The sequence below is a fragment of the Paenibacillus athensensis genome (assembly GCF_004514475.2).
Classification (GTDB): domain Bacteria; phylum Bacillota; class Bacilli; order Paenibacillales; family NBRC-103111; genus Paenibacillus_AL; species Paenibacillus_AL athensensis.
The window spans coordinates 84833-96925 of record NZ_MYFO02000008.1; the positions used below are offsets into that span (position 1 = coordinate 84833).

At 59.4% G+C, this 12093-nt stretch carries 14 protein-coding genes; 13 read left to right on the forward strand and 1 reads right to left on the reverse strand.

All coding sequences use genetic code 11. The annotated features are described in order from the left end of the window. The first annotated feature begins 22 nt into the window (after positions 1-22). The gene (locus B5M42_RS15660) at positions 23-892 is read left to right on the forward strand and encodes a sporulation protein YpjB (protein ID WP_134750219.1); all 870 of its coding nucleotides are present in this window, start codon (positions 23-25) and stop codon (positions 890-892) included. Positions 893-984: 92 nt separating this feature from the next. On the opposite strand, the gene B5M42_RS15665 is transcribed toward B5M42_RS15660, so the two are convergent. Further along, positions 985-1854 (reverse strand): YitT family protein, encoded by an 870-nt coding sequence (locus B5M42_RS15665; RefSeq protein WP_134750221.1) that lies wholly within the window; start codon positions 1852-1854, stop codon positions 985-987. 144 nt (positions 1855-1998) lie between these two features. Here B5M42_RS15665 and B5M42_RS15670 point away from each other — a divergent pair, with 144 nt between their 5' ends. From B5M42_RS15670 to B5M42_RS15725, 12 genes are all read left to right on the forward strand, one after another. Then, positions 1999-2337 (forward strand): nucleotide pyrophosphohydrolase, encoded by a 339-nt coding sequence (locus B5M42_RS15670; protein ID WP_134750223.1) that lies wholly within the window; start codon positions 1999-2001, stop codon positions 2335-2337. Between the two features lie 63 nt (positions 2338-2400). Then, positions 2401-2892, forward strand: a complete 492-nt coding sequence (locus B5M42_RS15675; RefSeq protein WP_134750225.1) for a tetratricopeptide repeat protein — start codon at positions 2401-2403, stop codon at positions 2890-2892. A gap of 21 nt (positions 2893-2913) precedes the next feature. Beyond that, positions 2914-3717, forward strand: a complete 804-nt coding sequence (gene dapB / locus B5M42_RS15680; RefSeq protein ID WP_134750227.1) for a 4-hydroxy-tetrahydrodipicolinate reductase — start codon at positions 2914-2916, stop codon at positions 3715-3717. A gap of 14 nt (positions 3718-3731) precedes the next feature. Continuing rightward, on the forward strand, positions 3732-4154 hold the full coding sequence (locus tag B5M42_RS15685; RefSeq protein WP_134750229.1) for a methylglyoxal synthase: 423 nt from the start codon (positions 3732-3734) through the stop codon (positions 4152-4154). Further along, the gene (gene bshB1 / locus B5M42_RS15690) at positions 4151-4846 is read left to right on the forward strand and encodes a bacillithiol biosynthesis deacetylase BshB1 (protein ID WP_134750231.1); all 696 of its coding nucleotides are present in this window, start codon (positions 4151-4153) and stop codon (positions 4844-4846) included. The genes B5M42_RS15685 and bshB1 overlap by 4 nt, the downstream gene beginning before the upstream one ends. Positions 4847-4869: 23 nt before the next feature. Continuing rightward, entirely contained in the window at positions 4870-6048 is a 1179-nt protein-coding gene (gene bshA / locus B5M42_RS15695; RefSeq protein ID WP_134750232.1) for an N-acetyl-alpha-D-glucosaminyl L-malate synthase BshA, read from the forward strand. Between the two features lie 200 nt (positions 6049-6248). Then, on the forward strand, positions 6249-7805 hold the full coding sequence (locus B5M42_RS15700; protein ID WP_230632942.1) for a CCA tRNA nucleotidyltransferase: 1557 nt from the start codon (positions 6249-6251) through the stop codon (positions 7803-7805). A gap of 190 nt (positions 7806-7995) precedes the next feature. Then, a complete protein-coding gene (locus B5M42_RS15705; protein WP_134750234.1) occupies positions 7996-8964 on the forward strand; it encodes a biotin--[acetyl-CoA-carboxylase] ligase in 969 nt (322 codons plus the stop codon). A 252-nt stretch (positions 8965-9216) separates the two neighbouring features. Continuing rightward, the gene (gene panB, locus B5M42_RS15710; RefSeq protein ID WP_134750467.1) at positions 9217-10071 is read left to right on the forward strand and encodes a 3-methyl-2-oxobutanoate hydroxymethyltransferase; all 855 of its coding nucleotides are present in this window, start codon (positions 9217-9219) and stop codon (positions 10069-10071) included. 5 nt (positions 10072-10076) lie between these two features. Further along, a complete protein-coding gene (gene panC / locus B5M42_RS15715) occupies positions 10077-10946 on the forward strand; it encodes a pantoate--beta-alanine ligase (protein WP_134750236.1) in 870 nt (289 codons plus the stop codon). A gap of 5 nt (positions 10947-10951) precedes the next feature. Continuing rightward, positions 10952-11335 (forward strand): aspartate 1-decarboxylase, encoded by a 384-nt coding sequence (gene panD, locus B5M42_RS15720; protein WP_134750238.1) that lies wholly within the window; start codon positions 10952-10954, stop codon positions 11333-11335. Positions 11336-11421: 86 nt separating this feature from the next. Continuing rightward, on the forward strand, positions 11422-12015 hold the full coding sequence (locus B5M42_RS15725; protein WP_134750240.1) for a tetratricopeptide repeat protein: 594 nt from the start codon (positions 11422-11424) through the stop codon (positions 12013-12015). The last annotated feature ends 78 nt before the right edge of the window (positions 12016-12093 follow it).

The window sequence follows — 12093 nt, forward strand, 5'->3', positions numbered from 1 at the left end:
GTGAGGAAGGAGGGAATGTCCCATGTTCGTGAAAAGCGATACGATTAGACGGCTGGCCTTGCTGCTGCCGCTGCTGCTTGCGTTCGGACTGGCTGCGGGATGCAGCAGTGCGGGCGTCGCCGGTGGGCAGGCGGGTAAAGCCGATCCGCAGCAGGTGAAAAGCGTCGAGCAATTGAACCGGCTGGCCGATGACATGTATAAATTGGCGATGGCAGGTCAGGTCGAGCAGGCGCGCGGCAAGCTGCTGCAGCTGGGCGACGAGATCACGCAAATTCGGTTTGACGGCATGACGTCGGTTGAAGGCATGAACGCGCTGACCGAAAGCGTCACGCAAGCCAAGCGGGTGTTTAACGCCGTTCGTTTCTCGCCAGAGGCGGGCCAAGTGGCTGTGGCGAAAATTCGGCTGGCTACCGATGCGTTAACGCACGACAACCAGCCGATGTGGCTGCAGTATTACAAGGTGCTGCAGAATGATATCGGCGCGCTCGACCAAGCGGTGAAAGCGGGCAAGCAGCCGGCAGCTTGGAGCGGCTATGAAACGCTCTCGCAGCATGTGTCGGTCATTCATCCCGCGCTGCTGATCAGTCGTTCACCGTCTGACGTCGAAAAGCTCGATTCACTGCTGACCGCGCTGCGCGGCGGACTGCGGGCCGAGCCGCTGCCGCAGGCGCAATTGGAAGACGGCATTGAGCATTTGCAGCGTACAGTGGATGAGCTATTTATGAAAAAAGCCGAAGCAACCGCTTACCTGCCGATGACGGATCCCAAGCAGCCGATCATTTGGTCGCTGGGTATCGGCCTTATTATCGTCAGCGTGCTCAGCTACGCCGGCTGGCGGATGTTCCGCTCCGGCCGCAGCAGCGTGCCGGTCAAGATCCATCGCGAGGGCTAGACGGCATGCCCCGCGTCCATACAACAAGGGCCCGCTTCCGGCGGTGCGCTTTCGAAGGAGAAAGCGCCGCGCACGGGAGCGGGCCCTTGCGTCTATTCGGCCTTGAAGCCTTCGCCGAGCACGTCGTGCACCTCGCCGATAATGATGAAGGCCGAAGGGTCGACCGCGCGGATCAGCTCGCGCAGCCGGCGCGTTTCGTGGCGGTAGACGACGCAGTAGACGACCTGCCGGTCCTGGCCGGAGTAGCCGCCCCGTGCCGGGAATAGCGTGACGCCGCGGTCCAGCTCGCGTGTGATCGCAGCCGCCAGATCATCGGCGCGATTGCCGATGATCGTAAACGCTTTCGCTGCATAGGCGCCTTCGGAAATATAATCGATCACGCGCGAGGTCACGAACACGGCGACCAGCGAATACAGCACCTTTTCCTTGGGCAGATAAAGGAGCGAGGAGCCGATGACGAGCACATCGATGATCAGGATCGATTGGCCGACGCTCCAGCCGCGTTGCTTGTGGCCGACGCGGGCGAGAATGTCCGAGCCGCCGGTCGTGGCCCCGTAGCGGAACACAAGGCCGAGTCCGGCGCCGAGCGTCAGCCCGGCATACAGCGTGACGAGGAAATAGTCCTGGGTCGTATGAAACGGCACGATCCAGCCTTTGCGTATGAACAGCTCCATCAACCACAGGAAGAAGGAGAGCGAAATGACGCCGAAAATGGTGTAATACATCGAGCTGCGACCGAATATTTTCCAACCGAGATAAAACAGCGGGATGTTCAACAGCAGCGTAGACCACGACGGGGGAATGCCCAGCACATAGTTGAGCAGCAGCGAAATGCCGGTAATGCCGCCTTCCATCAGCTCATTGGAAATGACGAAATAGTGCAGACCAAACGCATACAAGGCGGTTCCGAGTACAATCGCAAGCCATTGCGTCAGCCGGTCGGCAAGCTGCAGGCGCTTCATCGGATATCCCTCCATTCGCACAGATAGCTGGTTGTATATCCCTATTATACCGTGTTTGACGACAAAAAAATTTGTCAACTTTTCATGTTTGCGATAACATGGAAATGATGTGACGATCAGCAGTTCGAGGAAAGAAGGGTGAGCATGGCGGAACGCACACTGAACGACCTCCAGAAAGAGGTTGACGCTTATATTTCGCAATTCAAGGAAGGATACTTCAGTCCGCTGGCGATGCTGGCAAGAATGTCCGAGGAGGTTGGCGAGCTGGCGCGCGAGGTCAACCATCGATTCGGCGAAAAGCCTAAGAAGCAGTCGGAAGCGGACAATTCCATCGAGCTGGAGCTGGGCGATATTTTGTTCATCACCATTTGCTTTGCCAACTCGCTCGGGATCGATTTGACGGAAGCGCACGACAAGATTATGCACAAATTCAATACCCGTGACGCCAACCGCTGGACCAAAATAAACACAGAAAACAGCTGACTTTCATAAACTGTACCATCCCCCGCGACCGCAGGGAACCCGTAAGACGAGGAGGGTGGGCAGATGGAGGGTGAGCAGGAAATACAAAAGGCGTATGAGTCGATATTAAGCCACGATTTTGAAAAGGCGATTGAATGGTTTGAAAAAGCGATAGCCGCCGAGCCGGACAATGCCGCCTATCATCACAAGCTGTCCATCACATACGCGAGAAGCAATAGACTGCAGGCTGCCTGTGAGCATGCCGAAACGGCTGTCCGTCTGGTGCCGGATTACGAGCCGTACCGCTTTCATCTGCGAACGCTGCAGGCTCGCGTGCTGGTCGAGCAAGCCGAGAAGGAGATCGAAAGCGACAACACGCAGGCGATTTGGCGGCTGCGGCAAGCCATCGGGCTGGACCCGCTGGCGATTGAGGCGTATTTGATTCTTGGCGAAGCTTACGCCAGACGCCATGATTTTGCCGCTGCGCTGCAAACGGTGCAAGAGGCGCTCCGTCTGGAGCCGGGCCATGAAGCAGCTGTGCAGCTGATCAAAAAATACGAGCAAAAGATCAAATAAACAAAGGGGATTGCAGGAGCTATGGATCGTAAAATTCGAGTAGCAGTAGTTGGAGCAAGCGGCAGAATGGGACGCGAGGTCGTAAAAACGGTATTGACAGAGCCGGATATGGAGCTGGTGGCAGGCGTGGACCGCTCCACCGGCCCCGTCGATTTGGGGCGGCTTGTCGGACTTGAGCCTTGCGGCGTAGCGATGCATACCGATCTGGAGCTGGCGCTGGTTGAATCCGGCGTTGATGTCATGGTTGATTTTACCGCGCCGCAGACGGCTTATGCCCATACAAGTCTGGCGATTACACACGGCATTCGTCCGGTCATCGGGACAACCGGATTTACCCCGGAGCAAATTGAAGATTTGGACAAGCAATGCCGGGAAAACGGTCTTGGCGGACTGATTGCGCCGAATTTCTCCATCGGGGCGATTCTGATGATGAAATTTGCCGCACAGGCATCGAAATATTTTCCGCATCTGGAAATTATCGAATATCACGGCGACCAGAAGCTCGACGCGCCGTCCGGCACATCGATCAAAACCGCCGAAATGATTTCGGAGGTACGCGAGGAAATTCGTCAGGGCAACCCGCATGAGGAAGAAACGATTGAGGGCTCCCGAGGCGGACTCTACAACGGCTTCCGGATACATAGCGTGCGCTTGCCGGGCATTTTCGCGCAGCAGGAAGTTATTATGGCCTCTCCGGGCCAGACGCTCAAAATCCGTCACGATTCGCACGAGCGTTCTTCCTATATGCCGGGCGTTGCGCTGGCGATTCGCAAGGTGATGACATACGAGGGCATGATCTACGGATTCGAGCATTTTATCGACTAGGGAGCGAATAACGCATGAATATTGCACTGATTGCGCACGATCGCAAAAAAGAAGAAATGGTCAACTTCGCCGTCGCTTACGAGCATGTATTTGCTGCAGGGCACACCCTGTATGCTACCGGAACGACAGGACAGCGGATCATGGACAACACGAAGCTCAACGTGCACCGCTTCATGTCGGGACCGCTGGGCGGCGACCAGCAAATCGGCGCGCTGGTCGCGCAAAATGAAATGGATCTGATCATCTTTTTGCGCGATCCGCTGATGGCCCAGCCGCACGAGCCGGACATTATCGCTTTGCTGCGGCTGTGCGACGTGCAGGGAATTCCTTGCGCGACGAATATCGCGACGGCGGAAATTCTCGTCAAGGCGCTAGATCGCGGCGATTTTGCCTGGAGAGAGCTGGTGCACAAATACAAGCCGGAGGACTGGTCATGAGCGAAGGGCTCGACATCCTGATTTTTGGCGCGCATGCCGACGATGCGGAAATCGGTATGGGCGCGACGATTGCCAAGCATACGGCGGCAGGCCTCCGCGTAGGCATTTGCGATTTGACGTATGCCGAGCTGTCGTCGAACGGTACGGTCGAGCTGCGGCAGCAGGAAGCGGACGAAGCCGCAAGCCTGCTCGGGTTGACTGTGCGTACGAATCTCGGGCTGCCCGATCGCGGCTTGACGATGACGAAGGAGCAGATCGACCGGATTACCTTGGAAATCCGCAAGCATAAGCCGAAAATCGTATTTGCGCCTTATTGGCAGGATCGGCATCCCGACCATATCGCTTGCTCGCAGCTTGTGCAGGAGGCGGTATTTAACGCCAAGCTGCGGCGTTATTTGCCGGAGGCTCCGCCGGTGCAGGTGGAGCAGCTTTATTTTTATTTTATCAACGATGTCTATGAAGCCGACGTGCTGGTTGACGTCTCCGGCTGCTACGAGCCGAAGCTGGCCGCGCTTGGCGCGTACCGCTCGCAATTCGCGGCAACGGGCAACGACGTGGTGCTCACGCCGCTCAATCAGGGCTATGTAGAACGGGTGGAGGCGCGAGACCGGCTGCTGGGCCAAAAGCGCATGGTCGCTTATGCCGAGGGCTTTGTTTCCAAGCAGCCGCTTACGGTCGATTTGTTCCGCTGAGGCGCACAGAAAGAGGAGACCGCATGACAGATAAGCTGAAAATCGGAATTACGTGCTACCCGACGCTCGGAGGCTCCGGCGTGGTGGCGACGGAGCTTGGCAAGCTGCTGGCGGAAAAGGGGCACGAGGTTCATTTTATTACGCACAGCATGCCGTTTCGTTTGGGAAAATTCCATAAAAATATCTTTTATCACGAGGTCGAGGTTAGCGATTACTATGTATTCCGCTATCCGCCCTATGATTTATCATTAGCCAGCAAGCTGGCCCAAGTCGCCCAGATGCAGGAGCTGGATCTGCTGCACGTTCATTACGCGATTCCGCATGCCGTATGCGCGCTGCTCGCCAAACAGATGATCGGCAGCAAGCTCAAGGTCGTCACAACGCTGCACGGCACGGACATTACCGTGCTTGGGCAGGACCAGTCGATCAGCGACCTGATCCGCTACGCGATCAACGAAAGCGATGCGGTAACGGCAGTGTCCAAGGATTTGATCCGCGAGACGCGGGAATCGCTGGCAATCGATCGCGACATTGATCTGGCTTACAATTTTGTGGACAAACGCGTCTATTATCCACGCGAAGTCGAAAAGCTGCGCCGGGAGTTTGCGCGGCCCGACGAAAAGCTGTTGATTCATATTTCTAACTTCCGCCCGGTCAAACGGGTAGCGGATGTAGTGGACGTGTTCGCCAAGGTGAATGAACGCGTGCCGAGCCGGCTGCTGTTTGTCGGCGAAGGGCCGGAGCTGTCGCGGATTATTGCCAAGGTCAAGGAGCTGGGGCTGACCGATCGCGTGATTTTCTGCGGCAAGCAGGACGATGTGGCGCAGGTGATCTCGCTGGCCGATGTGATGCTGCTGCCGTCGGAGAAGGAAAGCTTTGGCCTTGTGGCGCTGGAGGCAATGGCCTGCGGCGTGCCGACGATCGGCTCGAACGCCGGCGGGATTCCCGAGCTGATCACGCATGGCGAAACGGGCTTCCTGGCCGATATCGGCGACACGGAGACGATGGCGCGACATGCGATTGAGCTGCTGACGAGTCCCGGCCTTTACGAGCGTTTCGTCGAGGCGTGCTTATTCCGGGCGCGGCAGACGTTTTGCAATGATTTGACGACGCTGCAATACGAGGAAATTTATTATCGCGTGCTCGGCCGTCCGATGCCGGAATCGCACCGCAATCTGGAGTCGTTCTGCCAGCAGCCGTAAGCCGTTAGGGCGCGCTTCGCTGCTGCAGGGCGGCTTCGGCCGTTTTGGGGCGTGAAAGGGCGGTTGCTGCGGGAATAGCGGCTGGAGGGGCGTCCTGGGAACGAGGGAACGGCAGCCATCAGCGATCCGACAGGGAAGCGACGAATGGGTGAGAGCGGTGCGCCGGTGGTGGCAAGTCTGCGGACAGGAGTTGAAATGGAATGAAGCAAGATGAGAGGTCCGCATTGGACGATTCGGGTGCGCTGCTCGTTTTGCAACAGTTGGAGGCAGCCGGCTACGAGGCGTATCTGGTCGGCGGCTGCGTGCGCGATTATGTGCTGGGACGACCGATCAAGGATGTTGACATTACGACGTCGGCGCGGCCCGAGCAGGTGATGGCGGTGTTTGCCCGCACGGCTCCGACAGGATTGGCGCACGGTACGGTGACTGTTATTTTGCCCGAGGGCGTGTACGAGGTGACGACGTTTCGGGCCGAAGCCGAATATACCGATCACCGCCGTCCGGCTTCGGTGGCTTATATTTCCGATTTGAATGAGGACTTGAAGCGGCGTGATTTTACGATGAATGCGATGGCGCTGAGTGCCCGCGGCGAGCTGCTGGACCCGTTCGGCGGGCGGGCCGATGCGGCGGCAGGGCTATTGCGCTGCGTCGGACAAGCGAGCGAGCGCTTCGGCGAAGACGCGTTACGGATGCTGCGCTGCGTGCGTTTTGCCGCGGCCTATGGCTTGCGCGTCGAGGAGCAGACGTGGCAGGCGCTGCTGGCGCAGGCTCCCTTGCTGCGCCATGTGGCGATGGAGCGCGTGCGAAGCGAACTGGAGCGCATGGTCGAGGGCGTTGCGCCGGCGCGTGCGCTGCGCCTGCTGCTCGCCAGCGGCCTGTGGCAGCATGTCAAGCGTCCGCTTGAGCTGCCGCTGGAACGCTGGCGCGCACGCGACGCTGCCCTGGAGGGCGTCGCGTTGCTTGCGCAGCAGCAGGAGCGCTGGGCGCTGCTCCTGCTGCTGCTGGAAACGCCGGCGGCCGAGGTGCGCGCGGCGCTGCAACGGCTGACGTTCGCCCGCGCGGACGCGGAGGCGATCGTGGCCGTGCTCGGCCTGGCTGAGCAGCAGGCCGGGGCTTGCGGCGGCGCCGGCGCAGCCGCCGATGATGGCGGCGCCCCGCCCGGCGGCGCCGCAGGAGCGGACCCGCGCGAGCTGGCGCGGGTCTGGAAAGGCGCGGCCGTGCAGTACGGCGCGCGGGCGGCTTACGCGCTGCTGGCCGTGCTGCAGGCGCTGGAAGCATCCGGCGGCGTCTTGGACGCGCCGCCGGATGCTCGCGCGGGCGAACGCGCTGCCGCGCCGCCTGCCGTGCCGCTGGCTGCGCCACCAAGCCCGCTGCCTGCCGCGCCGCTGGCCGCGCCATCAAGCCCGCCGCCTGCCGTGCCGCTGGCTGCGCCACCAAGCCCGCCGCCTGCCCCGGCCGTGCCGCCATCCGCCGCCGCCCCGCCAGCCCCCTGGCTGGCGGGCTGGCTGCGCCGCTGCGGGCCGCTGCTGCGGGCGCACGGCGCAACCTGGCTGCGCGAGGTGCCGTGCTTCAGCGTCAAAGAGCTGGCCGTCTCCGGCACGGATGTGGCCGAGCGGCTTGGCCGCCGGCCCGGGCCGTGGCTCGGCAGGCTGCTGGAGACGCTGCTCCTGCGCACGGCGCTTGGCGAGCTGCCGAACGAACGAACGCCGCTGCTGGAAGCGGCGACCGAGCTGGGCTACAGCGATGGAGAGCCCTAAAAGTGCGGTGAACAAGTGGCCGGAGAGTCGATAGGGAGTTGGAACAGCGTCAGCGGTCGCCTTTGTAGACGGATTTTCACCCCAAACGGGGTCATTCCATCGGAAAATCCGGCTACAACAGCGAGTGGAAACCGCTATCGACCGGAGGACACTGGTGGTTCACCGGACTTTCTAAAGAGAGGATAACGTGATGAACGAACGAATATTGGAGCTGTTTCAGGCCCAGCCCGAGGTGTATGTATCGGGTGAAGAACTCAGCCGTCGGCTCGGCTGCTCGCGCACCGCGATCTGGAAGCATATTCGCGAGCTGCGCGAGGCTGGCTACGAATTTGAAGCGTCGCCCCGCAAGGGCTACCGGCTGCTCAAAAAGCCGGCCAAGCTCAGCGCGGCGGAGCTGCTGTCAGGCCTGGCCACGCAGACGATGGGCCACAAGCTGCACATCTACGACGAGGTCGACTCGACGCAGCTTGTCGCACATGCGCTGATCGCCCAGGGGGCGTCGGAGGGCACGCTGGTGCTGGCCGAATCGCAGACGGCCGGACGCGGTCGCATGGGCCGCAAATGGCACTCGCCGCCCGGCAAGGGCATCTGGATGAGTCTGGTGCTCAAGCCGCTGATCCCCGTCTACTTCATGCCGCAGTTGACGCTGCTGACCGCGGTGGCGCTCTGCCGCTCGATCCAGCAGGTGTGCGGTGCGGACATCGGCATCAAGTGGCCGAACGATCTGCTGATCGGCGGGAAGAAGGTAAGCGGCATTTTGCTGGAAAGCAGCGGTGAAGACGAGCGGCTGAAGTATGTGATTGCCGGTATCGGAATCAGCGCCAATCTGCTGGCTGCCGACTACCCGGAGGAGCTACGCGGCATTGCCACGTCGCTGGCGATTGAAACCGGGGCCGAGGTGCGCCGGGAAAAGCTGATTCAGGCGTTTTTGCTGGAATTCGAAGAGCTGTACCGCTTGTATCACGAGAAAGGCTTTGCGCCGATCAAGCTGCTGTGGGAAGCGCTTAGCGTGTCGCTGCACCGCCCGATCCGCACGACGACGGGTCAGGGCGTAATCGAAGGCATGGCCGAGGCGATTGACGACTCGGGCGCGCTGATCGTGCTGACGCCTTCCGGCGAACGGATCAACGTATATTCCGGCGATGTTGAACATGCGTAAGGGCTGTTCGTTTGTGCCGAAGTTTGCTATAATGTAGGGAAGAGGCGGTATCCGCGAGAACTGCACTCCGGCTTTGGACATAGGCTAGACCTTGAACGATTTGGAGAAAGTAACACTTGTAGTCGATTTCTGCTCTGAGCCCTGCGGGGACCGAGACGGAAGGCTGATGACATGAATGTGTGCGCATCGTAAGCCTTTTTAGCTCGCGGCTAAAAGGCTTTTTATTTTATTCGGAAAGCTGGGATCAATGTGATGGAACAGCGCAAGCCGTTAACAACGGCCAAAATCAAAAAAATGAAAATGGACGGCGTTCCGCTGGCAGTCGTGACCGCGTACGACTATCCTTCGGCTCGACTGGCTGAGGAAGCGGGCGTAGACGTCATTCTCGTCGGCGATTCGCTCGGCAACGTCGTGCTTGGCTATGATTCGACGCTGCCGGTTACGCTAGACGACATCGTGTATCACACCCGCGCCGTTGTGCGCGGCGCCGGCTCGACGTTTGTCGTCGCTGATCTGCCGTTTCTGACGTATCACGGCAGCATTGACTCGACGATGCGGGCTGTAGCCCGGCTGATGCAGGAGGGCGGCGCGAAGGCCGTCAAGCTGGAGGGCGGCGCTGAGGTGGCGCCGGTCGTGGAAGCCATCGTCAAAGCAGGCGTTCCCGTGGTTGGCCATATCGGCTTGACCCCGCAATCGGTACACCAGATCGGCGGTTATCGGGTGCAGGGCCGCAGCTCCGAGCAGGCCGAGAAGCTGCTCGCCGACGCCAAGGCGCTGGAGCAAGCCGGCGCGTTTGCAATCGTGGTCGAGCTGGTCACCGACGAGCTTGCCGAATGGCTGACCAAGCAGCTGTCGATTACGACAATCGGCATTGGCGCCGGCGCGACTTGCGACGGTCAGGTGCTGGTATTTCACGATTTGCTGCAATACGGACCGGAGTCCGTGCCGCGCAAGTTCGTCAAAACATACGCCAACCTGGGAGAAACGATCCGCACGGGCATAGGCGAATACGTCAAGGAAGTCAAAGCTCGCAGCTTCCCCGGTCCCGATCACACGTTCCATATGGATAACGATGTCGTGCAATATTTGTACGGGGACAAGGGGTGAGCCGCATGGAGGTTGTAAGCGGGATCGCGGAGCTGCGCGGCAAGCTGGCCGCATATCGCCGTGAGCATGGCGACGGCCGAATCGGCTTTGTGCCGACGATGGGGTATTTGCACGAAGGGCATGCCAGTTTGCTGCGCACGGCCAAGGAGCAAAGCGGTCTGGTTGTGCTCAGTATTTTTGTCAATCCGCTGCAGTTTGGACCGAATGAAGATTTTGAGCGGTATCCGCGCAATACGGAGCGTGACTTGCAGGTGGCCGAAGCCGCTGGCGCGGATCTGGTCTTTATGCCGGACGTAGCGGAGATGTACCCGCGGCCCAATCGGACGACCGTATCCGTGGCTGGCGTCACGGAACGGCTGTGCGGGGCTTCGCGCCCCGGCCATTTTGACGGCGTAGCGACTGTGGTCAGCAAGCTGTTTCATATCGTTCAGCCGGACCGGGCGTTTTTCGGCATGAAGGACGCGCAGCAGGTGGCTGTTATTCAGCAGATGGTCCGCGATTTGAATATGGATATCGAAATTGTGCCTTGCCCGACGCAACGCGAAGCGGACGGACTGGCGCTCAGCTCGCGCAATGTGTATTTGAGCGAAGAAGAGCGCCGTCAAGCGCTCGTGCTATCGCAGGGGCTGCAGCTGGCCGCCGCGTACGCCGGGCAAAGCGAACCGACAGCGGCTGCGCTGGTCGACATCGTGGCCGGCCATATCCGCACAGCTCCGCTGGCTGTGATCGATTATGTCGAGGCGCTGCAATTTCCTTCGCTGGAGCCGTTTGCAGCAGCGGCTGACGCCGCAGACGAGTCGATTCTCGTCGCTGTCGCCGTGAAATTCGGCGCAACGCGGCTGATTGACAATCTTATTTTACCGATAAGGAAGTGACGCTCATGTTCCGCACGATGATGAAAGCGAAAATTCACCGCGCAACCGTTACGGAAGCGAACCTGAATTACGTCGGCAGCATTACGATCGATGAGGATTTGATCGATCAGGTCGATATGCTCCCCAACGAAAAGGTGCAAATCGTTAACAATAACAACGGAGCGCGTCTGGAAACGTATATTATTCCGGGGCCGCGCGGCTCGGGCGTCATTTGCCTGAACGGCGCAGCGGCCCGGCTGGTGCAAACCGGCGATACGATCATTATCGTCTCCTATGCGATGATGAGCGACGAGGAAGCCCGCAAGCATCGGCCGACCGTGGCGATCATGGGCGAGAATAACCGCGTTGTCCAGCTGTTGAAGGAAGAGCTGCACTCGACCGTGCTGTAAAGCGTGTTTGAGAGCAGCGTGACGCATGAAATCCCGCTCGTTAACAAAGAATGAGATTAAGCTTTGGAGATGAGGTGGGATGCGACATGTTCAAGCATTTATTTTCCACGATGAACGAGGTCCTGGAAGAAATCCAGAGGGAATACCCGCATACGTCGGGCAAGCAGCGCGAAGCATTGGACGAACAGCTCCAGGTGCTCAAAACGATGAGCGACGAGTTCATCGAATCGTGGCTGCAGTTCGAGGAAAAGCTCGGCAAGCTGTATAGCGCCGCGCCGGACAATACGGAGCCCTTGCACAATGAGCTGCTGGAGCTGGAGATGTCCGGCAAGGAGTCCGAGGAGTTCAAGCGCGGCCAAGGCTTTTACAAGCTGAACATGTACGATCAGGCTATTCGCGAGTTTGAAGCGCTGCTGGCGCTCCAGCCCGATTTTGTGCTGGCCCGCATGTATGTGGCAATGGGTTATTTGCGCAAGGAGGAATACGGGGAGGCGTACCGGCATTTTCAGTTTCTGCTGCCGCTGACCGACAATACCAAGATGAAGGCCATTTCCTATAATGCGATGGGCTGTATTCAGATCCAGAACCAGAATATGGAGAAAGCCTTCGAATATTTTCAAAAAGCGTACCGCCATGATCCGTCCTGCGTAGAGCCGCTCATCCATCTGGACGAAGCGTAAAACGATGCGGATCGGCACTCCCTTTTCCCAGGCAGTTTTGGTATGCTAAAAGAAGCATCAGCAGGATGAAGGGATTGT

What these genes read in the sequence shown, in the direction of transcription:
- B5M42_RS15660 (WP_134750219.1), top strand. Translation starts at nt 23, where the DNA reads ATGTTCGTGAAAAGCGATACGATTAGACGGCTGGCCTTGCTGCTGCCG.
- B5M42_RS15665 (WP_134750221.1), bottom strand. Translation starts at nt 1,854, where the DNA reads ATGAAGCGCCTGCAGCTTGCCGACCGGCTGACGCAATGGCTTGCGATT.
- B5M42_RS15670 (WP_134750223.1), top strand. Translation starts at nt 1,999, where the DNA reads ATGGCGGAACGCACACTGAACGACCTCCAGAAAGAGGTTGACGCTTAT.
- B5M42_RS15675 (WP_134750225.1), top strand. Translation starts at nt 2,401, where the DNA reads ATGGAGGGTGAGCAGGAAATACAAAAGGCGTATGAGTCGATATTAAGC.
- dapB (WP_134750227.1), top strand. Translation starts at nt 2,914, where the DNA reads ATGGATCGTAAAATTCGAGTAGCAGTAGTTGGAGCAAGCGGCAGAATG.
- B5M42_RS15685 (WP_134750229.1), top strand. Translation starts at nt 3,732, where the DNA reads ATGAATATTGCACTGATTGCGCACGATCGCAAAAAAGAAGAAATGGTC.
- bshB1 (WP_134750231.1), top strand. Translation starts at nt 4,151, where the DNA reads ATGAGCGAAGGGCTCGACATCCTGATTTTTGGCGCGCATGCCGACGAT.
- bshA (WP_134750232.1), top strand. Translation starts at nt 4,870, where the DNA reads ATGACAGATAAGCTGAAAATCGGAATTACGTGCTACCCGACGCTCGGA.
- B5M42_RS15700 (WP_230632942.1), top strand. Translation starts at nt 6,249, where the DNA reads ATGAAGCAAGATGAGAGGTCCGCATTGGACGATTCGGGTGCGCTGCTC.
- B5M42_RS15705 (WP_134750234.1), top strand. Translation starts at nt 7,996, where the DNA reads ATGAACGAACGAATATTGGAGCTGTTTCAGGCCCAGCCCGAGGTGTAT.
- panB (WP_134750467.1), top strand. Translation starts at nt 9,217, where the DNA reads ATGGAACAGCGCAAGCCGTTAACAACGGCCAAAATCAAAAAAATGAAA.
- panC (WP_134750236.1), top strand. Translation starts at nt 10,077, where the DNA reads ATGGAGGTTGTAAGCGGGATCGCGGAGCTGCGCGGCAAGCTGGCCGCA.
- panD (WP_134750238.1), top strand. Translation starts at nt 10,952, where the DNA reads ATGTTCCGCACGATGATGAAAGCGAAAATTCACCGCGCAACCGTTACG.
- B5M42_RS15725 (WP_134750240.1), top strand. Translation starts at nt 11,422, where the DNA reads ATGTTCAAGCATTTATTTTCCACGATGAACGAGGTCCTGGAAGAAATC.